Raw genomic sequence first — 19,074 nt, 5'->3', positions numbered from 1 at the left:
TACGGGAGAGTCTCGCCGAAATCAGGCGTCGCTTCAAGCATCGGGACGAGCGGCGGTCAGCGGACCTCCACGGCGATGAGGCAGGTGTCGTCGTCGGTGTCGGAGCTGCTGTGGGTCAGCAGGTGGTCCAGGCGGTGCTCAAGGGAGAAGTCCGAGCGCGAGATCGCGGCCAGCAGCTGCTCCTGGGCGTGCTGCAGCGTGGTGTCACGGCGTTCGATCAGCCCGTCGGTGTACATGAACAGGATGTCGTCGGCCTCCAGCTGCACCCTGCCCTCCTCGTAGTCGGTCTCGGCGACCGCCCCGAGCAGCAGGCCGCCGATCATCGACAGCTCGGCCGCCTCGCCCCCGCGTACCAGGATCGGCGGCAGGTGCCCGGCCCTGGCCCAGCGCAGCACCCGGGTCTCGGGGTCGTAGAGCCCCACGATCGCGGTGCCGGTGAGGTTGTCGGCCAGATGGTGCGCGACCAGGTTGAGCCAGGTCAGCAGCTGGGCGGGCCCGGCGCCGGTCGCGGCCAGGCCACGCAGGGCGTTGCGCAGGATGACCATGCCGGTCGCCGCCTCGATGCCGTGGCCGGCCACGTCGCCGACCGACAGCAGGATCTGCTTGGTGGGCAGGATGACGGTGTCGTACCAGTCGCCGCCGACGAGCGAGTCGGTCTCGGCGGGCCGGTAGCGCACGGCGATGTTGAGGCCGAACGCCTCGATCGGGCCCGTGCCCTTCGGCATGATCGCGTGCTGGAGCTGCAGGGTGAGCCGGTTCTGCTCGGCCGCCTGCTGCTCGCTGTGGGCCAGTTGGTCGCGGGTGGCGGCCAGCGCCACCTCGGTCCAGTGCTGGGCGGAGATGTCCTGGTAGGCCCCCCGGACGGCGGGCATCCGGCCGTCGGCGTCGAAGACCGGCTCGGCGACCACGCGGATGTGCCTGGCGACGCCGTCTGGCCGCTGCAGCCGGAAGGCGATGGCCGCGGCCCGGCGCTGGTGCAGCACCGTGCGCAGGAACCTGCCGATGGCCACGGCGTCGTCGGGATGGGCGTGCTCGCCCAGGCGCTCCAGCGGCACCGGCCCCTCGCCGGGCTCCAGGCCGTACAGGTCGTAGAGCTGGGAGTTCCATGTGATGTCGCCGGTCTGCAGCACCTCCTCGAAGCCGCCGATGCGGCCCAGGCGCTGGGCGTGCTGCAGCAGGCTGGCCAGGCGCAGCGTCTCGTCCTGCGGACGCCAGATGAGCAGGACGCAGTCGCCGTGCCGGGTGATGCTCACACCCGCGACGCTGGTCAGCGGCACCTGGTCGATGAGCGCGGTGAGCGTCAGCCTGTCGGTGCGGTACGGCTCGCCGGTGGCGTGGACGTGCTCGACCTTCTCGAACAGGCCGTGGTCGCCCGCCGCCATCGGGTAGGCCTCCAGCAGCAGCGTCCCGGTGACCGAGCTGCGCGGACGGCCGAGCGGGTCGGCGAACGCCGGATTGGTGTGACGCACACGGAAGTCGGTGAGCCGTCCGGCCTGGTCCAGGTGCGGGCTGAGCACGAGGGCCGGGTCGGCGAGACCGTCGGCCAGGTCGACCAGCTCCGACACGCCCGCCTCGCCGCCCTTGGGACAGCCGGGCGCCTCCAGCGTGTGCGCGCAGAGCTCGGCCAGCGCCTCGACCTGCCGCTGGATCTGGCGCGACTGCGGCGCGAGCGGCTGCGGCCAGCCGATCTCCAGCACGCCGAGTATGCGCCCGCCCGTGCCCGCCGGTACGGCCACCCTGCCGCCATTGGCATGGAGCCGATGGCCGATCGACGGCAGCCCGGCGGCCGACAGGTCGCCGAACCACACCGGAACCCGCTCGACCAGCGCACGCCTGGCGGGTGTGGCCACACCGGGCGGCACGTAACGCCAGCGCCTGGCCTCCTCGGCGCTGTGGCCGGCATAACCGGCCAGGCTGAGCGAGGCGTCCGTACCCGCCGCCCAGATGGCGACTGTCGTCGCGCCGAGCGGCGCCAGCGCGTGTTCGAGCAGCGAGTCGGCGACCCGCTGGCTGTCGTCGGCGCCGAGCGCACCGCTCTCGGCCGCGCGCAGCCGCAACGCCACCGAGACGGCGTCGGCCTCCGCCTCCGCCTCGGTCGCCTGGGTGCCCGTCCGGTGCAGGAAGTCGCGTGCGGCGTCGCTGAGCCGGTCGTGCGCCGCCTGGTTGATCAGGTCGGCCGCCAGCTCGATCTGTGACAGGCCCGCCTGCTCGGCCAGGGTGGCGAGCTGGTGCGCCGCCTGGGCCGGGCCGCAGTGCAGCCGTTCGACCAGGATGCCCTTGGCCAGCTCGATCAGCGCCCGGCCGTCGGCGGCGACCTGCGCGCGCTGGATCTCCTCACGCAGCCTGCCGATGGTGGCCGCAAGGCGGCTCAGGTGCGAGGCGTCGCTCATGAGGCCAGCCAGTGCTGGATGAGGCCGAGCAGATGGTCGGAGTCGACCGGCTTGGTGACATAGGCGCTGGCGCCCGATGCCAGGCTCTTCTCCTGGTCGCCCGGCATGGCCTTGGCGGTGACCGCGATGATCGGCAGGTCGGCGTAGCGGTCCATCGCCCTGATGGCCGAGGTCGCCGCGTAGCCGTCCATCTCCGGCATCATCACGTCCATCAGCACGATGTCGATCTCCGGATGCGCGGTGAGCGTGTCGATGCCCCTGCGGCCGTCCTCGGCGTGCAGCACCTGCATGCCGTGGATCTCCAGGATGGAGGTCAGGGCGAACAGGTTGCGGGTGTCGTCGTCGACCACCAGGACCGTACGCCCGGCCAGGGTGCCGTCCACCTCGCGCGAGCTGGCCGGCTGGCCGCTCTTGTCCGGCCGCACCAGGGGCAGCACGTCGCCCGGCTGGTCGGCCGTCAGGTGCAGGGCGATGCGCTCGCGCAGCTCGTCGAGGCTGGAGAGCAGCTCCAGAGGCTGGGAGTCGGCGCGCGAGAGCAGGGCGCGCTCCTCGATCGGCTCCATCCGCCAGTTGTTGTAGGCCAGCACCGGCACGCCGTGCAGGGCGGGGTCGCCGTCGATGGCCTCCAGCAGGCCGAACGAGGCCCGTTGCGGCAGGTCCAGGTCGAGCACGATGCAGTGGAAGGCCTGGGCGGCCAGGGTGGTGGCCGCCTCCTGTGCCCCGGCCGCGGTGACCACCTCGACCGCGGCCCGCGGATTGACGGCGTCGCGGCCGTCCAGGTCGGTCAGCACGCTCTCGGCCACCAGCGAGAGCAGCCCGCGCGGGCGCTCCTCGATGACCAGGAGCCTGCGTTGCTGCTGGGGCGGTGGCGCGGAGGCGGTGACGACGTCGGGCTCGGGCCCGCCCCCGGCCGGTGCGAGCGCCGCCGCCTGGTCGGCGGGCAGCTCGGTGAAGTCGGGCCTGGCGACCGGCATGAACAGCGTGAACGTACTGCCGACGCCCGGCGTGCTGGTGGCGGTGATCGCTCCGCCGAGCAGGTAGGCGATCTCACGGCTGATCGACAGGCCGAGCCCGGTCCCGCCGTACTTGCGGCTGGTGGTGCCGTCGGCCTGCTGGAAGGCGCCGAAGATGGTCTCCAGCTGCTGCTCGGCGATCCCGATGCCGGTGTCGACGACCCGCAACGCGATGGCCGAGCCGTACGGCCTGACCATGGCGGGCAGTTCGGCGGCCGACGCGGGCTCGATGCGGAGTTCGACGCTTCCGGTCTCGGTGAACTTCACCGCGTTGGACAGCAGGTTGCGCAGGACCTGGCGCAGGCGGGAGTCGTCGGTCAGCAGGTCGGTGGCCACGCCGGTCGCCGTGGTGATGTGGAACTCCAGGCTCTTCTGCGTGGTCATCGGGCGGAACGTCGCCTCGACGTAGTCCAGCAGCTGGCGCAGGGCGACGCGTTCGGGGTTGATGTCCATCTTGCCGGCCTCGACCTTGGACAGGTCGAGGATGTCGTTGATGAGCTGCAGCAGGTCCGAGCCCGCCGAGTGGATGACGCTGGCGTACTCGACCTGCTTGGCGGTGAGGTTGCGCGTGTGGTTCTGGGCCAGCAGCTGGGCCAGGATGAGCAGCGAGTTGAGCGGCGTGCGCAGCTCGTGGCTCATATTGGCCAGGAACTCGCTCTTGTACTTGGAGGCGAGCGAGAGCTGCTGGGCGCGGTCCTCCAGCTCCTGCCTGGCCTGCTCGATCTCCAGGTTCTTCGTCTCGATGTCGCGGTTCTGCAGGACGAGCAGCGCCGCCTTCTCCTCCAGCTCGTCGTTGGAGCGCCGCAGCTCGACCTGCTGGTTCTGCAGCTCCTCCGAGCGGGTCTGCAGCTCGGCCGTCAGGCGCTGCGACTCCACCAGCAGCTCGTCGGTGCGGGCGTTGGCGACGATGGTGTTGACGTTGACGCCGATCGTCTCCATGAGCTGTTCGAGGAAGGCGTGGTGCACGGGCGTGAAGGAGTAGAGCGAGGCCAGCTCGATCACGCCGAGCACCTGGTCCTCCACCACGATCGGCAGCACCATGAGCGCGACGGGCTCGGTCTGCCCCAGGCCCGACGAGATCGTGACGTAGCCGGGCGGTATGCGGTCCATCGCGATCGTGCGGCGCGTCCTGGCCGCCTGCCCGACCAGCGACTGCCCCAGCTTGAACCGGGTGGCCGCCTCGCCCACCGGGTAGCCGTAGGCGCTGATGAGGTCGAGCTCCAGGCCGCTGGCGCCGTCCTCGGCCAGGAAGAAGGCGCCGAACTGGGCGGAGACGAGCGGCACGAGTTCGTTCATCACCAGTTCGGCCACGGTGGCCAGGTCGCGGTGGCCCTGCATGAGGCCGGAGATCCTGGCCAGGTTCGACTTGAGCCAGTCCTGCTCCTCGTTGGCGCTGGTGGTCTCGCGCAGGGACTTCACCATCGAGTTGATGTTGTCCTTGAGCTCGGCGACCTCGCCGGAGGCGTCGACGGTGATGGAGCGGGTCAGGTCGCCCGAGGTGACGGCGCTGGTGACCTCGGCGATGGCGCGTACCTGGCGGGTGAGGTTGCCCGCGAGCTCGTTGACGTTCTCGGTGAGGCGCTTCCAGGTGCCGGAGACGCCCTCGACCTCGGCCTGGCCGCCCAGCCTGCCCTCGCTGCCGACCTCGCGGGCCACCCGTGTGACCTCGGCGGCGAAGGAGCTCAGCTGGTCGACCATCGTGTTGATGGTGGTCTTCAGCTCCAGGATCTCGCCCCGGGCGTCGACGTCGATCTTGCGGGTCAGGTCGCCCCTGGCCACGGCGGTGGTGACCTGGGCGATGCTGCGGACCTGGTTGGTCAGGTTGTCGGCCATGGAGTTGACGTTGTCGGTGAGGTCCTTCCAGGTGCCCGCCACGTTGGGCACCCTGGCCTGGCCGCCCAGCTGGCCCTCGGTGCCGACCTCGCGGGCCACGCGGGTCACCTCGTCGGCGAACGCGCTCAGCGTGTCGACCATCGTGTTGATGGTCTGGGCGAGGGCGGCGACCTCGCCCTTGGCCTCGACGATGATCTTCTGCGACAGGTCGCCCTTGGCCACGGCCGTCGCCACCTGGGCGATGCTGCGGACCTGGTTGGTCAGGTTGGAGGCCATGAAGTTGACGTTGTCGGTGAGGTCCTTCCAGGTGCCCGACACACCGCGTACGGTGGCCTGCCCGCCCAGCTGGCCCTCGGTGCCGACCTCGCGGGCCACCCGGGTCACCTCGTCGGCGAAGGCGGACAGCTGGTCGACCATCGTGTTGATGGTCTCCTTCAGCTCGGCGATCTCGCCTCGGGCGTCGACCCTGATCTTCTGCGACAGGTCGCCCTTGGCGACGGCGGTGGTGACCTCGGCGATGCTGCGGACCTGGGCGGTGAGGTTGTCGGCCATGACGTTGACCGACTCGGTGAGGTCCTTCCACGTGCCCGAGACGCCCTTGACGTCGGCCTGGCCGCCCAGCCTGCCGTCGGTGCCGACCTCGCGGGCCACCCGTGTGACCTCGGCGGCGAAGGAGCTCAGCTGGTCGACCATCGTGTTGAGGGTGTTCTTCAGCTCCAGGATCTCGCCGCGGGCCGAGACGGTGATCTTCTGCGACAGGTCGCCGCGCGCCACGGCAGTGGCCACCTGGGAGATGTTGCGCACCTGGTCGGTGAGGTTGCCCGCCATGTAGTTGACCGAGTCGGTGAGGTCGCGCCAGGTCCCGGCGACGCCCTTCACATCGGCCTGGCCGCCGAGCTGGCCCTCGGTGCCGACCTCGCGGGCCACGCGGGTCACCTCGTCGGCGAAGGAGGACAGCTGGTCGACCATCGTGTTGACGGTGTTCTTCAGCTCCAGGATCTCGCCGCGGGCGTCGACGGTGATCTTCTGCGACAGGTCGCCCCTGGCCACGGCGGTGGTGACCTCGGCGATGCTGCGCACCTGGTCGGTCAGGTTGCCCGCCATGGCGTTGACCGACTCGGTGAGGTCCTTCCACGTGCCCGAGACGCCGGGCACCTCGCCCTGGCCGCCGAGCCTGCCGTCGGTGCCGACCTCGCGGGCCACGCGCGTGACCTCGGAGGTCACCAGGGACAGCTGGTCGACCATGCCGTTGAACACCGAGGCGATCTCGCCCAGCAGGCCGTCGGCGTCGTCGGGCAGGCGGGTGCCGAAGTCGCCGTCCCTGACGGCGGTCAGACCGGCGAGCAGCTGCCTGAGCTCGGGCTCGCCGCCGCCTTCCGGCCGGACCGCTCCCGCACGCGCGCCACCCGTCGCCTCGCCCATGGTCACCCTCGCTCCACCTCGTCGCCGGCCGCACCGTCACGGCGGCCGATCTGCCTTCCGGCACTGCTTGCCTGCGGCCGGCGGGTGCGACCCACTCGCCGAGCCTTCGCGGATGCCGTGCCACCAGGGACGACCCGCCCCCGCCACCGTCGGCGCAGGGCATGCGGGCCGGGTGGGAGCGGAGGACGCCCGCAGTGCCCCAGGCTACCCCTGTGAAACCCTCGGGCCGACGGAAAAATCCGCCTCTGTTTCGGCATCCGGCCGGTCTCCGGCTCCGAAGGGACAGACGAGCAGTTCGCACGGGAAGGGAAGCAGTCGACGTGAGCCGACCCACATCCATAGCCCTCCTCCTGCACGGCGGCAGAGCCAGGAGCACCGAGCCGGCCGGCCCCGCCCAGCTCGCGGTCCTGCGCATGGCCCCGCTGGCCGTGGCGCTGCGCAGGGCGAAGGTGGCGGGCCTCGCGGTGCGCAGGCCGCTGTTCGGCGTGCGCGGATGGAACGGCGACGCGGCCTCCCCCGTGGCCGATCTGCACGGCTGGCTCGACGAGATCGGCTCGACGTGCGGCGAGGTGCCGGTGGCGCTCGTCGGGCATTCGATGGGGGCCAGGGCGGCTCTGCGCTGCGCCGGGCATCCGCTGGTCGCGGGTGTGGTCGCCCTGGCGCCGTGGTTGCCGCGCGGCGAGCCCGTCCTGGCGCCGCCGGGCCGCAGGGTGCTGCTGGCGCACGGCGACCGCGACCGGGTCACCGATCCGGCCGACACCTGGGCCTATGCCGACCGGCTGCCCGGCGCGGCCACGCTGGAGATCGCAGGCGGCGATCACGCGATGCTCAGGCGGGCCGGGCTGTGGCACCGCGTGGCCGCCGCCGCGACCGCGTACGTCCTGACGGGCGAGTGCGCCTACCGTCCGGTCGCCGACGCCTTCGCCCGGGCGGCCACCGGTCTGCCCCGCGCCACGCTGTAGCCGTCCCGCACCCCGGCACGACCTCTTGACGCAGGGTAGTCACGCGACTACCAATCGAGAGCATCCAGCCTTCGATCGAAAGGAAGCAGCAGGTCATGCGCACTGCACACAGCCTGGGAGCGGCACTCGTCCTGGCGGCGGGCATGCTCGCCCTTCCGGCACCGGCCTCCGCCGCCCCGATGGGCAACGCCCCGTCGTGCGTCACGGTGTGGGAGAACATCGGCAGGATCACCAAGACCGGCTACGCCCGCAACGACTGCGACTCGTCGCTGAACCTCAAGATCGTCTGGGCGCACGGCACGGACGGGTCGTGCCAGTCGGTCAGACCCGGCTGGACGATCAGCAGCAGGGTCGCCAGAGGCGTCAGGACGTTCGACGGCGCCGACACCTGCTGAACCCCGGCGAGCGCCCGTCCGCCGTTCAGGCAGGCGGGCGTTCGGCGTCGACGGCGGCGGCGATCAGCGGGGCGTAGCCGGCCTCCAGGTCGTCAGGCAGGTCGCCGACGGGGAAGAACGCCAGTGCGCTGTGCTCGTCACTGACGCGCAGCGCGGCCGTCTCGCCGCCGCCATCGACGCTCGCCAGCAAGGCCACCACCAGCACCTTCCCGCCCGCGATGGCGAAGATCTCGGCCCCGACGACCGGGCCGACGGCCACGCGCAGGCCGCTCTCCTCCAGCACCTCACGCCGCACCACGTCGGCGAGCGTGTCGTCCTCCTTCGAGGGCCAGCCGCCGGGCAGCTCCCACGTGCCGCGCGGATTGCGGCACAGCAGCACCCGGCCGTCCGAGACGACCACACCCTTGACCGAGGCGTGCATGAAGTACCAGCCGGTCTCCGCGTCGATCACGTCTTGATCATGCCACAGGGCACGCGAATCGGAACCCCTCTCGGCCGCGAACGCAAATACGTCTAGACCAATCGCGCGAGGCCATGCTCTGACCTGCGCAAACATGTTGGGCCTGTGCTGACGATCACCCATATGGTAAAGAAGGTTTCCAGTAAGGCGCTTCGATTCCCCCCTTCGAAAGGCCCCCCATGCGATTGCGCGCGCTCCTCTTAGGCGTGGTCACCTCGCTTCTCCTGGCCGTCTGCGGCCCCGCCTACGCCGACGGACCCACCGGCGAGATCGTGTACGGCACCCGGGGCACCGGCCAGAACGTCGCCCTCACCTTCGACGACGGCCCCTCACCCGAATGGACGCCGAAGATCCTCGGCCTCCTGCGCACCCAGCAGATCAGGGCGACGTTCTGCCTTCTCGGCAGCCAGGCCCAGGCCCATCCCGAGCTGGTGCGCGCGATCGTCGCCGACGGGCACGCGGTGTGCAACCACTCCTTCAACCACGACTGGCTGCCCGCCTGGAGCGACGAGGCGATCACCGCCGACCTGACCGCGACCAACCAGGCGATCCGCACCGCGGCAGGCGACCCGAACCTGCCGATCAGGTACTTCAGGGCGCCGTACGCGGGCTGGGGCAACACCCCGCAGATCGCCGCCTCTCTCGGCATGAGCGCCCTGGCCTGGTCGATGGACCCGGCCGACTGGGACGGCTCGCCCGCCGAGGTGCTCGTCCAGCGGCTCACCACGCAGATCTTCCCCAGGGCCGTGGCGCTCTCGCACGACGGCGGCGGCTACCGCGCGCCCACGCTGGCGGCCTACGAGCAGGTCATCCCGCAGTGGAAGCAGGCGGGCTGGACGTTCGACCTGCCCGCGGTGACGGGTGGACCGTACCCGCCGGCGTGCACCGCGCCCGACTGGCGCACGCACGGCGTCTACACCGAGGGCAAGCGGGTCTCGCGCGGCGGTCACGTCTACCAGGCCCGCTGGTGGACGCAGCTGGAGAACCCGTCCACCGCCTGGTGGGTGTGGGCCGATCTGGGCGCCTGCTGATCCGGCACACCCCACCGCTACGAACCAGTACGAACAAGCACTAACCAGTACGAAGCCCCCGGCCGCCACGCGCGGCCGGGGGCCGGGGGAACGAAGGGCCACGCGTCCGGGCCCGGCAGACGAAGGACGCACCGAAGCCGGCACATCTTTCCCATGGCTTTCACCCGGCGAGACGAAGGAGCGGCCTATCAGGCTGACGACCACGTGAGGTGAGCCGAGCACGCACGGCCCGCCACGACAACCGGCCGTCCCATGGGCGTCGCGCCCGTACGGCCGTCCGCGCGAACACGCGCATTCCTTCCGAACAGGGGCAGGCACGGCCGCCCGAGTTCGTTTCAACGATTCAGGCTCTGCGCATCCCGCCAACGGAATTCATTAATTCATCGGCGAATGATGACGCTATTCGCCCACCCCCCGAGTCCTTCGGAAATTAAACGCGACAGCACGGAGGGACGACGACGCCTGCCCGGAAACAATGGGCAGGCGTATTTATTTTGCTACGGCCGGCGACCATGCCGATTCGGCATATCTCCACCTTTCTCATCTCTTGACACGACTGAAGCCCTTGCCAGAGACTGTCTTCATCTGTTCGGATCGCATGCGATATCTCCCAGAATTCACGAGAAATGAAGAGGGGAGAGTTAAAGGACGTGGCACAAGTGTCTGAAAATGTTCGGCATGTCGTCGTTCTCGGAGGCGGTACGGCCGGTTGGATGACGGCCGCATATCTCGGGAAAGCACTTGAGGGAATTGCCAAGGTCACTGTTCTCGAGGCGCCCGCGATCCCCAGGATCGGTGTCGGCGAGGCCACGGTGCCGAACCTGCAGAAGGTGTTCTTCGACTACCTGGGCATCCCCGAGGACGAGTGGATGCGCGAGTGCAACGCGAGCTTCAAGACGGCGGTGAAGTTCGTCAACTGGCGCACCCCCGGCGTCGGCAGCCCCACGCCTCGCCTGGTCGACGGCAGGCCCGACCACTTCTACCACCCGTTCGGCATCCTGCCGCAGGACGGCTCGGTGCCGATCACCCACCACTGGTCCGACCGCGTGCTGCGCGGTGTGACCGACGAGCCGTTCGACTACAGCTGTTTCGTCGAGCCTCCGCTGATGGACGCCAAGCTCTCCCCGCGCTTCCTGGACGGCACCCGCGCGACCAGATACGCCTGGCACTTCGACGCGAACCTGGTGGCCGACTTCCTGCGCCGCTTCGCGACCGAGAACCAGCAGGTCGAGCACGTGCAGGACGAGATGGTCGACGTCACGCGCGACGAGCGCGGCTTCGTCGTCTCGCTGCGCACCAAGGCCGGCCGGATCATCGAGGGCGACCTGTTCGTCGACTGCTCCGGCTTCCGCGGCGCGCTCATCAACAAGGTGATGGAGGAGCCCTTCCTCGACAACAGCGACCACCTGCTGTGCGACAGCGCCATCGCCACCGCGGTGCCGCACGACGACGAGAAGTACGGCATCGAGCCCAACACCTCCTCGATCGCGATGAGCTCGGGCTGGACCTGGAAGATCCCGATGCTCGGCAGGTTCGGCTCCGGATATGTCTACTCCAGCCAGTTCGCCTCACAGGACGAGGCGCTGCAGGAGTTCTGCAACCTGTGGGGCCTGGACCCCGAAGGCCAGTTCAACAAGATCAGGTTCAGGGTCGGCCGCAACAGGCGGGCCTGGGTCAACAATGTCGTCAGCATCGGCCTTTCCTCCTGCTTCCTCGAGCCCCTGGAGTCGACCGGCCTGTACTTCACCACGGCCGCGATCTACCAGCTCGCCAAGCACTTCCCGGACCGCGACTTCAATCCGGTCTATGCCGAGCGTTTCAACAAGGAAATCGCCGCGATGTTCGACGAGTCGCGCGACTTCCTGCAGGCGCATTTCTACTTCTCCCCCCGCGTGGACACCGAGTTCTGGCGTGCGAACAAGGAACTCCACCTCGCGGACGACATCAAGGAGAAGGCCGAGATGTACCGCGCCGGAATTCCGATCAACCTCCCGGTGACCGACGAGTCGACGTACTACGGGAATTTCGAGGCGGAATTCCGCAACTTCTGGACCAACGGCAGTTACTACTGCATCTTCACCGGCATGGGAATGCAGGCAGAGCGTCCCATCGCGGCACTCGCGTACGGCGGCGACAAGGGTGAGACGGCAGACGAACTCTTCGCCTCGGTCGCGCAAAGGCAGAACGAACTGCTGGCGACGCTGCCGACAACCTATGAATGGCTCCGCGATTTCCATGGCAAGTGAGCCTGCCCACATGACCTCCGCGGGAGCGGGCTTCAGGGAACTGATGAGCCGCTTTCCCGCGGGGGTGGCTGTGATCACCGCCAACGACGCGCAGGGCGTACCGGTGGGCATGACCTGCTCATCGCTGACGAGCGTGTGCGTGGACCCGCCCACGCTCCTCGTGTGCCTGCGCACCGACAGCCAGACCGTGGCGGCGGCGCGCGAGAGCGGCGCGTTCGCAGTGAACCTGCTGAACGCCGACGCGCGCTGGGTGGCCGAACTGTTCGCCGCACGGCACATCGACAGATTCGCCGCGGTGGGCTGGGAACGTTCCCCGTCCGGCCTGCCCTGGCTCGGTGACAGCTCGGCCGCCATGGCCGAGTGCGAGATCGCCACCACCATGGACGTGGGCGACCACACCGTGGTGCTCGGCAGAGTGACGCGCACCTCCGCGAGCGACCGCCTTCCCCTCCTGTACGGCATGCGGCGCTACGCCTCGTGGCGTGAGGACTTCGTCCGCGAGAGCCACGCCTACTCCACCCACGCCTACGCGCGAAGCGAGCCTGTCTCGCCGACGGCCTGAGCAGCCGCCCGCCTCCACTCCCCGGCGGGCGCCTGCCGGTCGCCTTTCCCCTTCCGACGTCCCACGCCCATCGGCGCGTGCCCTCGGCGTCCCCCCGCCCCGCGCGCCCTCCGCTCAACGGGAGCGACCCATGCAAGCCACCGCCACCGCCTATCTGGCGATGGGGCCGGACAAGAACCTCGAACTCGTCCTGCGGATCCTGCCCGCGATCGTCGTCATCCTCGTCGCCTCGGCCGTCTGCGGCCGGATCGCCATCCTGCTGCGCCAGCCGCGCGTGCTCGGCGAGATGGTCGCCGGAATCCTGCTCGGCCCGACGCTGTTCGGGGCGGTCTTCCCCGAGACGCAGCAGGCGCTCTTCGCCCCCGATGTGAAGTCCTTCCTGTACGTGCTGAGCACGATCGGGCTGACCGTCTTCATGTTCCTGGTCGGCGCCGGGCTCGAGCACGGCTTCAGCGGCGGCGGCAAGAACAACGCCAGGAACGCCGTCGTGCTGGCCGTGTCGGGCATCTCGCTGCCGCTGGTGCTCGGCGCGGGCGTCGCCTATCTGCTGTACGAGCAGTTGTCGCTGCGGGAGGTGTCGCCGTTCGAGTTCAGCCTGTTCATCGGCGGGGCACTGTCGATCACCGCCTTCCCGATGCTGGCCCGCATCCTGTTCGAGCGCAGGCTGGAGAACACCAAGGTCGGCAGGCTCACCCTGCTGGCCGCCTCGCTCGACGACGCCGCCGCCTGGTGCTTCCTGGCCGTGCTGTCGGCGCTGCACGCGGGCGCCGACGCCAGTCAGTCGCTGTGGACGCTGGGGCTGACCGTCGTGTTCGCGGTGTTCATGCTGACCGTCGTGTCCAGGCTGCTGCGGCCGATGGGCGAGCGGGTCGAGCGCACCGGGCACTTCGGGTTCGACCAGTTCTACGTCGTGCTCGGCATCGTGCTGCTGGCCGGGTACTTCACCGACTCCATCGGCATCTACTCGGTGTTCGGCGGTTTCATCGCCGGCCTGGCCATGCCGCGCACGCCCAAGTTCCGCGAGGCGCTGCAGAGCCGCATGATGGATGTCGTCTGCGTGCTGCTGCTGCCCATCTTCTTCACCTTCTCCGGGCTGAACACCCAGCTCAACGGCCTGGCCGGATGGGCGATGATCGGGCCGTTCCTGCTGATTCTCGGGGCCGGGTTCGTCGGGAAGTACTTCGGGTGCTCGCTGGCGATGCGCTCGATCGGCTTCAGCTGGCGTGAGTCCTACGCCTTCGGCGGGCTGATGAACGCCAGGGGCATGATGATCCTCATCTTCATCAACATCGGGCTGGCCCAGGGCATGATCTCGCAGACCGTGTTCTCGATGCTGGTCCTGGTGGCCCTGATCACCTCGATGGCCGCCGTGCCGTTGTACCGTCTGGCCATGCCGGTCACCCCCGACGCACCCGGCGCGCCCGCTCCTGAGCAGGCCGAAGGGCCGCCCAGGGAGCCGGTCCCCGTCTGATCGCGCACCGCCGTACGAGGAGGACATGCCTGTGGAGACGTTCGATGTCGCCGTGGTCGGAGCAGGGGCGATGGGGTCGGCCGCGAGCCGGGCGCTGGCGGGGGCGGGGCGCTCGGTCGTCGCCTTCGACGCCTTCGAGCTCGGCCATGCCAACGGCGGCTCGCACGGCGGCAGCAGGCTGTTCCGGCTCTCGGCCGACGACGAGGACTACCTGCTGCGGGCGCACCGGGCCGGGCTGCTGTGGGCCGAGCTCGAACGGGAGAGCGGCGAGCGGCTGCTGGAGCGCACCGGCGGCCTCGACCACGGCGTCGGCCAGGAGGCGGTCGAGCGGTTCCGGCTGCTGTTCTCCCGGCACGAGATCGCCCACGAGGTGCTCGACCCGGACGAGGCCGCCGTGCGGTGGCCGGGCATGCGGTTCGAGACGCCCGTGCTGTACCAGCCGGGCTCGGGGCGGCTGCTGGCCGATCGGGCGGTCGCCGCGTTGCAGCGTTCGGCCCGCTCGCACGGCGCCGAGTTCAGGCCGCGCTCTCCCGTGACCGCGTTGCGTGTGCTGCGCGAGGGCGACGGCACGGGCGACGGGCTGGTCGAGCTCGACACACCCGGCGGCGCCGTACAGGCTCGGCAGGTGGTCGTCACGGCGGGGCCGTGGGCGCCGAAGCTGCTGGCGGGCACGATGGCGCTGCCGCCGATCGAGACGACGCAGGAGCAGCCCCGCTTCTTCGCCCCACGCGAGCGCGACCACGCCTGGCCGAGCTTCGTGCACTGGGAGGGCGGCGCGTACGGCCTGCTGGAGCACGGCTCGGGGGTGAAGGTCGGCCTGCACGGCACCGGGCCCGTCGTCGACCCCGACCACCGCGACCGCACCCCCGAACCGGTCGCGGACGCCGCGCTCGTCGACTACGTCAGACGATGGTTCCCCGGCCTGGACGCCGACGCCTCCACGCCGATCAGCTGCCTGTACGACAACACGCCGAGCGGCACGTTCGTCATCGACAGGCGTGGGCCGGTCAGTGTGGCCGCCGGGTTCTGCGGGCAGGGCTTCAAGTTCGTGCCGCTGGTCGGCCTCTACCTGCGCGACCTGGTGACGGGCGAGGGCCGGGCCCCGGCCGACTACGGGCTCGACGCCCACGCCTGAGCCGCGAGGCGGTAGCGTCGGGATCATGCGGCTTCATGTGGGATGTGCGATGTGGACGCACACGCCGTGGCAGGGGCGTCTCCTGCCGCACCCGCTCGCGCCCAAGGAGCGGCTGCGCGCCTATGCGAGCTGGTGCGACGCGGTGGAGGGCAACACGACCTTCTATGCGACGCCCGCGCGCGCCACCGTGCAGGCGTGGGCCGAGCAGACCTCGCCCGACTTCCGTTTCGTGGTCAAACTGCCCAAGACGATCACGCACGAGCGGCGGATGAGCGGCGCGGAGGAGGAGCTCGCCGCCTTCCTCGACGCGGTCGAGCCGCTCGGGCCGCGCACGCACGCGCTGTGGGTGCAGCTGCCCGGCTCGTTCGGTCCCGGTGATCTCGGGGTGCTCGCGGCGTTCCTGCACCGGCTGCCGCGCGAGCACCGTTACGCGGTCGAGGTACGCCACCAGGCCTTCTTCTCCGACGAGCGCGCCGAACGCCAGTTGGAGCGGGTGCTTTCCGCCTATGACGCGGAATGGGTGCCGTTCGACACGGTGACCCTGTTCCGCAGCCCGCCCACCAGCGACGCCGAGCGCGAGGCCTGGACCAAGAAGCCGAGGGTTCCACGCCGGTCGAAGGCGCTGACCGGCAGGCCGATCGTGCGCTACCTCGGGCGCGACTCCGTCGATCTCACGGTCGAGGGCTGGCGGCACTGGGTGGAGGTGACGGCCGCCTGGCTGCGCGAGGGCCGCTCCCCCACCGTGTTCGTGCACACGCCCGACAATGCCGAGGCCCTGGTGCTCGCCCGCCGCTTCCACGACGACGTGCGCGCCGTGGTGCCCGCCCTCGCGCCGCTGCCCGAACCGGCGCCGGTCGAGCCGCTCACGCTGTTCTAGGGCCGGGTCACAGGGCGTTGAGCCACTGCTCGGCCAGGCGGAGGTGCCGGGCGGTCAGGCCCTTGCGCGGGCCGACGTCGATGACGTTGAACGCGCCCACATTGCCGTGCGCCCTGAAGAAGAGCCGATCGCCCCGGTCGAGTTCGTCGTCGAACCACACGAAAGGACGTCCCGCCACCCACGCTGCCACGGCGGGCGTCTTGGCGTGCACGCGGAAGCCCGCGCCGTCCCCGCCGTCGCGCACCTGGATGACCGGCAGTTCGGGCAGGCCGATCCTCGGCCCGATCTCGCGATTGGCGTGATGCTCCCACGTGGTGGCCCACACCAGCTCGGCGCCGGTACGGCAGGCGAGGTCGAGCAGGGCGGGGCCGTGCCCGGGATTGAGCATCACCTCGTAGGCGACGCCGTCGGCCACGGCCTCGTGCCGTTCCCATGCGGGGCCCGGCCGGTACCAGGGGTTGAGCACGCCGTCGACGTCGAGCAGGACCAACGGCGCCTGGGAATGTGCGGGCATACGTCCCCTAAGCGATGTACTGCGGGCTTGATCACACCTTGTCCCTGTCTGACGCCGGAGGCGCCTCCCGCGATGACATCGCACCCGAATCGCCGTCCAAGCAGCTCTTCGCCCAGCGTGAGCGCCTGACATAGGGCACAGTGGGGGGCAACGGCTCGGCCCGCCGCGTGGGGCGAAGGGCCGGAGAGGGGTCGACGATGAGCGCCGGGCTACGGCTGGTGACGAGCAGGGAGGGCGATGTCATGATCGTCCGGCCTGCGGGCGAGCTGACCTGGACGACCGCGCAGGCCGTACAGGAATGGTTGCGCGACTACGCCTGCGCCCCCGCGCCGCTGACCGTCGTCGACCTGTCCGAGCTGGAGTTCCTCGACTCCACCGGGCTGGCGACCCTGCTGGCCGTGCACACCAGGCTCGGCGCCGAGCATGCGGCGCTCGCCTTCGCCGCGCCCGCGCCGGTGCCCGCGCGCATGTTGCAGATCACCGGGCTGGCCGCCCATCTTCCGCTGCACGACACGATGCAGGAGGCCCTGGGGTCGGCTCCACAGCTGACGCCGCCGCCCGTGTGACGTCATCGTGATCTGGGGGTGCGAACGTCGCCTCTGTGATCCGGACGACTCCGCGTTCCATCATCGCGCTGGCGCTCGGCGCCTGCCTGCTGGCCACCGGCTGCTCGGCGCTGGCCGGACTGACCGGGGCCAAGGGCCAGGCCGCTCCCGCCCCGGCCCCCGCCTCGCCGCTCAAACCCGGCGACTGCTTCGACGTCATGGGCGCGGCCGGCACGGCTCCCCTGGTGCCGTGCGCGAAACCGCACGTGTTCGAGTTCGCCGGGTCGTGGACGCTGGCCGACGAGCCGTGGCCCGGTCTCGACGAGGTGCACGGCAGGGCCACATCGGGCTGCCACAAGCGCGTCCTGGTCAGGAGCGAGTTCGACGCCTCGGTCGGCGTGCAGGTCTTCACCCCGCAGGAGAGCGACTGGCCCGCCGATCGCACCGCGTACTGCGTGGCCACGTCGACGAAGGACGGCGGCAGGCTGACGGGACACGTGCTGGAGTAGGGCTGGGCGACTCCCCGCGAGCTCAGGCACGCGCCGCCATGCGCGCGAGCGACGCCACGGCCACCCGCGTCCCACAGCGCGCGAGCACGAACCCACTCACCCCCGCGCCGCCGTATGCGCGAGCAGCGCCGCGGCCACCGTGTCCCACAGCTCGGGCGGCGGGATCTCGTGCCCGGTGCGCTCCAGGGCGACGAACGCGGCGCCCGGGATCTCGGCCGCCAGGGCCAGGCCGTGCTCGATCGGGAACATCGGGTCCTCGGTGCCGTGCAGGACGAGCGTGGGGGCGCCGATCTCGCCCAGCCTGGAGCGCCAAGGGGTGCCGGGGTCGATCAGGAAGGGATTGGTGGCCTGGGCGGCGATGTCGCGGGCCCGGTCGACGACGCGGCCCGCCAGCTCCCGCACACCGTGCTCGTCGAACGGCCTCGACGTCGAGGCGAAGGGCCGCTCGCCCGCCACCAGCGCCTCGACGGCCGCGTCCCTGTCGCTCCAGTCGACCTCTCCCCCCTCGCCCTCGAAGAACGCGGCCAGCGCCTCGGTCATCGGCGGCAGGCCCGGCGCCTCGTGCCCGGGACCGCCCGGCGTGCCGGAGGCCAGCGTGAGGGTCGCGACCAGGCCGGGCCGCCCGATGGCCAGCAGCTGCCCGACCGCGGCCCCTTGCGACATGCCCACGACGTGCACGGCCCCGAGCCCGAGCGCCTCGATCAGCGCGGCGGCGTCGTCCACCAGGTCGCCCAGGCCGTAGGGCGGCGCCCCGGCGGGGAAGGTGCTGGAGCGCCCGGCGTCGCGCCCGTCGTAACGCACGACGTGCCTGCCGCCCGCCACCAGCCGCTCGATCAGGCCCTCCGGCCAGTTGAGCATCGAGTGCCCGCCGCCGTGCACGAGCAGGATCGCCGGGTCGGCCGGGTCGCCGAACGCCTCGGTGCTCAGCTCCACCTGGTTGACCTTCATCGTCGCGCTTTCGCTCCGCATGCCGTCCGCCTCACATGTTCGTTACGTGTAACGAAGATGCTAGAGCATTAACCCGTTACATGTCACCAGTATGCTGAGGGCATGAACTCCCCACGGGATGCCGCCGAGCGCGACGCCTGGGCCGCCTACCGGCGCCTGCACCTGATCGTGGACGCGCGGATCGCACGCGACCTGGAGCGCGAGTGCGGCCTGTCGATGCCCGACCACGACGTGCTCGCCGCCCTGGTCGCCCTCGACGACCCCGAGCACTGCATCCGGGTGCGCGGTCTGGCCGCCCATCTCGGCTGGGCGCACAGCCGCCTGTCGCGCCAGCTCGGCCGGATGGAGGGACGCGGCCTGATCACGCGTGCGGCCTGCGAGCTCGACGGCAGGGGCGACGACGTCCTGCTCACCGCCGAAGGCCGCAGGACACACGACGAGGCGGCCCCCGCGCACCGCGCCTCCGTGCGCAGGCACTTCACCCGCCTGCTGACCCGCGAGCAGCTCGCCGCGCTGACCGGCATCGAGCGCAGCCTCGACGCCGGGACATGACGACGCCCCCGGGACGACTCCCGGGGGCGTGCGCCGTACTGTGCGTCAGGTCTTGATCAGCCCGGTCTCGGCGAGCGTGGCGAGGAAGAGCCCCGCGCTGATGAGAACGATCGGCCACGACTTCTGAATGGCGGCGACGACCGCGCCGGCCAGGAACGCGACGAGCGCGAGAACGAGCAGGACATCCATGTCGATCTCCAAGGGGCTGG

17 protein-coding genes are annotated in these 19,074 nt (G+C 70.6%); 11 read left to right on the top strand and 6 right to left on the bottom strand.

Annotation, left to right across the window (positions count from 1 at the left end):
• Positions 1–56 precede the first annotated feature (56 nt).
• Entirely contained in the window at positions 57–2,390 is a 2,334-nt protein-coding gene (locus ACTWNK_RS16965) for a SpoIIE family protein phosphatase (protein ID WP_474304946.1), read from the bottom strand.
• Positions 2,387–6,658, bottom strand: a complete 4,272-nt coding sequence (locus ACTWNK_RS16960; RefSeq protein WP_474310933.1) for a HAMP domain-containing protein — start codon at positions 6,656–6,658, stop codon at positions 2,387–2,389. The genes ACTWNK_RS16965 and ACTWNK_RS16960 overlap by 4 nt, the downstream gene beginning before the upstream one ends.
• A gap of 320 nt (positions 6,659–6,978) precedes the next feature.
• On the opposite strand from ACTWNK_RS16960, the gene ACTWNK_RS16955 reads away from it, so the two are divergent.
• Both ACTWNK_RS16955 and ACTWNK_RS16950 read left to right on the top strand, forming a co-directional pair.
• Positions 6,979–7,620: an alpha/beta hydrolase gene (locus ACTWNK_RS16955; protein WP_474304945.1), complete on the top strand. Its 642-nt coding sequence runs from the start codon at positions 6,979–6,981 to the stop codon at positions 7,618–7,620.
• A 95-nt stretch (positions 7,621–7,715) separates the two neighbouring features.
• Positions 7,716–8,015, top strand: coding sequence for a hypothetical protein (locus tag ACTWNK_RS16950; protein WP_474304944.1), 300 nt, complete (start codon positions 7,716–7,718; stop codon positions 8,013–8,015).
• A 25-nt stretch (positions 8,016–8,040) separates the two neighbouring features.
• Here the strand turns inward: ACTWNK_RS16950 and ACTWNK_RS16945 are convergent, their stop codons facing one another.
• Positions 8,041–8,466, bottom strand: coding sequence for an NUDIX domain-containing protein (locus ACTWNK_RS16945; RefSeq protein ID WP_474304943.1), 426 nt, complete (start codon positions 8,464–8,466; stop codon positions 8,041–8,043).
• A gap of 215 nt (positions 8,467–8,681) precedes the next feature.
• Here ACTWNK_RS16945 and ACTWNK_RS16940 point away from each other — a divergent pair, with 215 nt between their 5' ends.
• From ACTWNK_RS16940 to ACTWNK_RS16915, 6 genes are all read left to right on the top strand, one after another.
• A complete protein-coding gene (locus ACTWNK_RS16940) occupies positions 8,682–9,506 on the top strand; it encodes a polysaccharide deacetylase family protein (protein WP_474304942.1) in 825 nt (274 codons plus the stop codon).
• A 626-nt stretch (positions 9,507–10,132) separates the two neighbouring features.
• Entirely contained in the window at positions 10,133–11,752 is a 1,620-nt protein-coding gene (locus ACTWNK_RS16935; RefSeq protein ID WP_474304941.1) for a tryptophan halogenase family protein, read from the top strand.
• A 10-nt stretch (positions 11,753–11,762) separates the two neighbouring features.
• Positions 11,763–12,314, top strand: coding sequence for a flavin reductase family protein (locus tag ACTWNK_RS16930; RefSeq protein WP_474304940.1), 552 nt, complete (start codon positions 11,763–11,765; stop codon positions 12,312–12,314).
• A 130-nt stretch (positions 12,315–12,444) separates the two neighbouring features.
• A complete protein-coding gene (locus ACTWNK_RS16925; RefSeq protein ID WP_474304939.1) occupies positions 12,445–13,785 on the top strand; it encodes a cation:proton antiporter in 1,341 nt (446 codons plus the stop codon).
• Between the two features lie 31 nt (positions 13,786–13,816).
• Positions 13,817–14,920, top strand: coding sequence for an FAD-dependent oxidoreductase (locus tag ACTWNK_RS16920; RefSeq protein WP_474304938.1), 1,104 nt, complete (start codon positions 13,817–13,819; stop codon positions 14,918–14,920).
• 25 nt (positions 14,921–14,945) lie between these two features.
• Positions 14,946–15,797 carry a DUF72 domain-containing protein gene (locus tag ACTWNK_RS16915; RefSeq protein WP_474304937.1) on the top strand — a complete coding sequence of 284 codons (852 nt, stop codon included), beginning with the start codon at positions 14,946–14,948 and terminating at the stop codon, positions 15,795–15,797.
• Between the two features lie 7 nt (positions 15,798–15,804).
• Here ACTWNK_RS16915 and ACTWNK_RS16910 read toward each other — a convergent pair whose 3' ends face one another.
• Complete coding sequence (locus ACTWNK_RS16910) at positions 15,805–16,311, bottom strand: HAD domain-containing protein (protein ID WP_474304936.1); 507 nt, start codon at positions 16,309–16,311, stop codon at positions 15,805–15,807.
• 197 nt (positions 16,312–16,508) lie between these two features.
• Here ACTWNK_RS16910 and ACTWNK_RS16905 point away from each other — a divergent pair, with 197 nt between their 5' ends.
• Positions 16,509–16,877: an STAS domain-containing protein gene (locus ACTWNK_RS16905; protein WP_474304935.1), complete on the top strand. Its 369-nt coding sequence runs from the start codon at positions 16,509–16,511 to the stop codon at positions 16,875–16,877.
• A 35-nt stretch (positions 16,878–16,912) separates the two neighbouring features.
• Entirely contained in the window at positions 16,913–17,365 is a 453-nt protein-coding gene (locus ACTWNK_RS16900) for a septum formation family protein (protein WP_474304934.1), read from the top strand.
• Between the two features lie 96 nt (positions 17,366–17,461).
• Here ACTWNK_RS16900 and ACTWNK_RS16895 read toward each other — a convergent pair whose 3' ends face one another.
• Positions 17,462–18,334 carry an alpha/beta fold hydrolase gene (locus tag ACTWNK_RS16895; RefSeq protein ID WP_474304933.1) on the bottom strand — a complete coding sequence of 291 codons (873 nt, stop codon included), beginning with the start codon at positions 18,332–18,334 and terminating at the stop codon, positions 17,462–17,464.
• Between the two features lie 81 nt (positions 18,335–18,415).
• Here ACTWNK_RS16895 and ACTWNK_RS16890 point away from each other — a divergent pair, with 81 nt between their 5' ends.
• Positions 18,416–18,865, top strand: coding sequence for a MarR family winged helix-turn-helix transcriptional regulator (locus ACTWNK_RS16890; RefSeq protein WP_474304931.1), 450 nt, complete (start codon positions 18,416–18,418; stop codon positions 18,863–18,865).
• A 45-nt stretch (positions 18,866–18,910) separates the two neighbouring features.
• Here ACTWNK_RS16890 and ACTWNK_RS16885 read toward each other — a convergent pair whose 3' ends face one another.
• Positions 18,911–19,054, bottom strand: coding sequence for a hypothetical protein (locus ACTWNK_RS16885; protein WP_474304930.1), 144 nt, complete (start codon positions 19,052–19,054; stop codon positions 18,911–18,913).
• Positions 19,055–19,074: the final 20 nt, after the last annotated feature.

The organism is Nonomuraea sp. IBHARD001 (assembly GCF_056106265.1).
Note: the sequence above shows the minus strand (reverse complement) of the source record. Positions and strands in the feature narration are given on the sequence as shown.

Bases quoted from the DNA above. Each gene is read 5' to 3' on its own strand.
- ACTWNK_RS16885 (WP_474304930.1), bottom strand. From the start codon at position 19,054: ATGGATGTCCTGCTCGTTCTCGCGCTCGTCGCGTTCCTGGCCGGCGCG.
- ACTWNK_RS16965 (WP_474304946.1), bottom strand. From the start codon at position 2,390: ATGAGCGACGCCTCGCACCTGAGCCGCCTTGCGGCCACCATCGGCAGG.
- ACTWNK_RS16925 (WP_474304939.1), top strand. From the start codon at position 12,445: ATGCAAGCCACCGCCACCGCCTATCTGGCGATGGGGCCGGACAAGAAC.
- ACTWNK_RS16890 (WP_474304931.1), top strand. From the start codon at position 18,416: ATGAACTCCCCACGGGATGCCGCCGAGCGCGACGCCTGGGCCGCCTAC.
- ACTWNK_RS16960 (WP_474310933.1), bottom strand. From the start codon at position 6,658: ATGGGCGAGGCGACGGGTGGCGCGCGTGCGGGAGCGGTCCGGCCGGAA.
- ACTWNK_RS16895 (WP_474304933.1), bottom strand. From the start codon at position 18,334: ATGCGGAGCGAAAGCGCGACGATGAAGGTCAACCAGGTGGAGCTGAGC.
- ACTWNK_RS16910 (WP_474304936.1), bottom strand. From the start codon at position 16,311: ATGCCCGCACATTCCCAGGCGCCGTTGGTCCTGCTCGACGTCGACGGC.
- ACTWNK_RS16930 (WP_474304940.1), top strand. From the start codon at position 11,763: ATGACCTCCGCGGGAGCGGGCTTCAGGGAACTGATGAGCCGCTTTCCC.
- ACTWNK_RS16950 (WP_474304944.1), top strand. From the start codon at position 7,716: ATGCGCACTGCACACAGCCTGGGAGCGGCACTCGTCCTGGCGGCGGGC.
- ACTWNK_RS16935 (WP_474304941.1), top strand. From the start codon at position 10,133: ATGAAGAGGGGAGAGTTAAAGGACGTGGCACAAGTGTCTGAAAATGTT.
- ACTWNK_RS16905 (WP_474304935.1), top strand. From the start codon at position 16,509: ATGAGCGCCGGGCTACGGCTGGTGACGAGCAGGGAGGGCGATGTCATG.
- ACTWNK_RS16915 (WP_474304937.1), top strand. From the start codon at position 14,946: ATGCGGCTTCATGTGGGATGTGCGATGTGGACGCACACGCCGTGGCAG.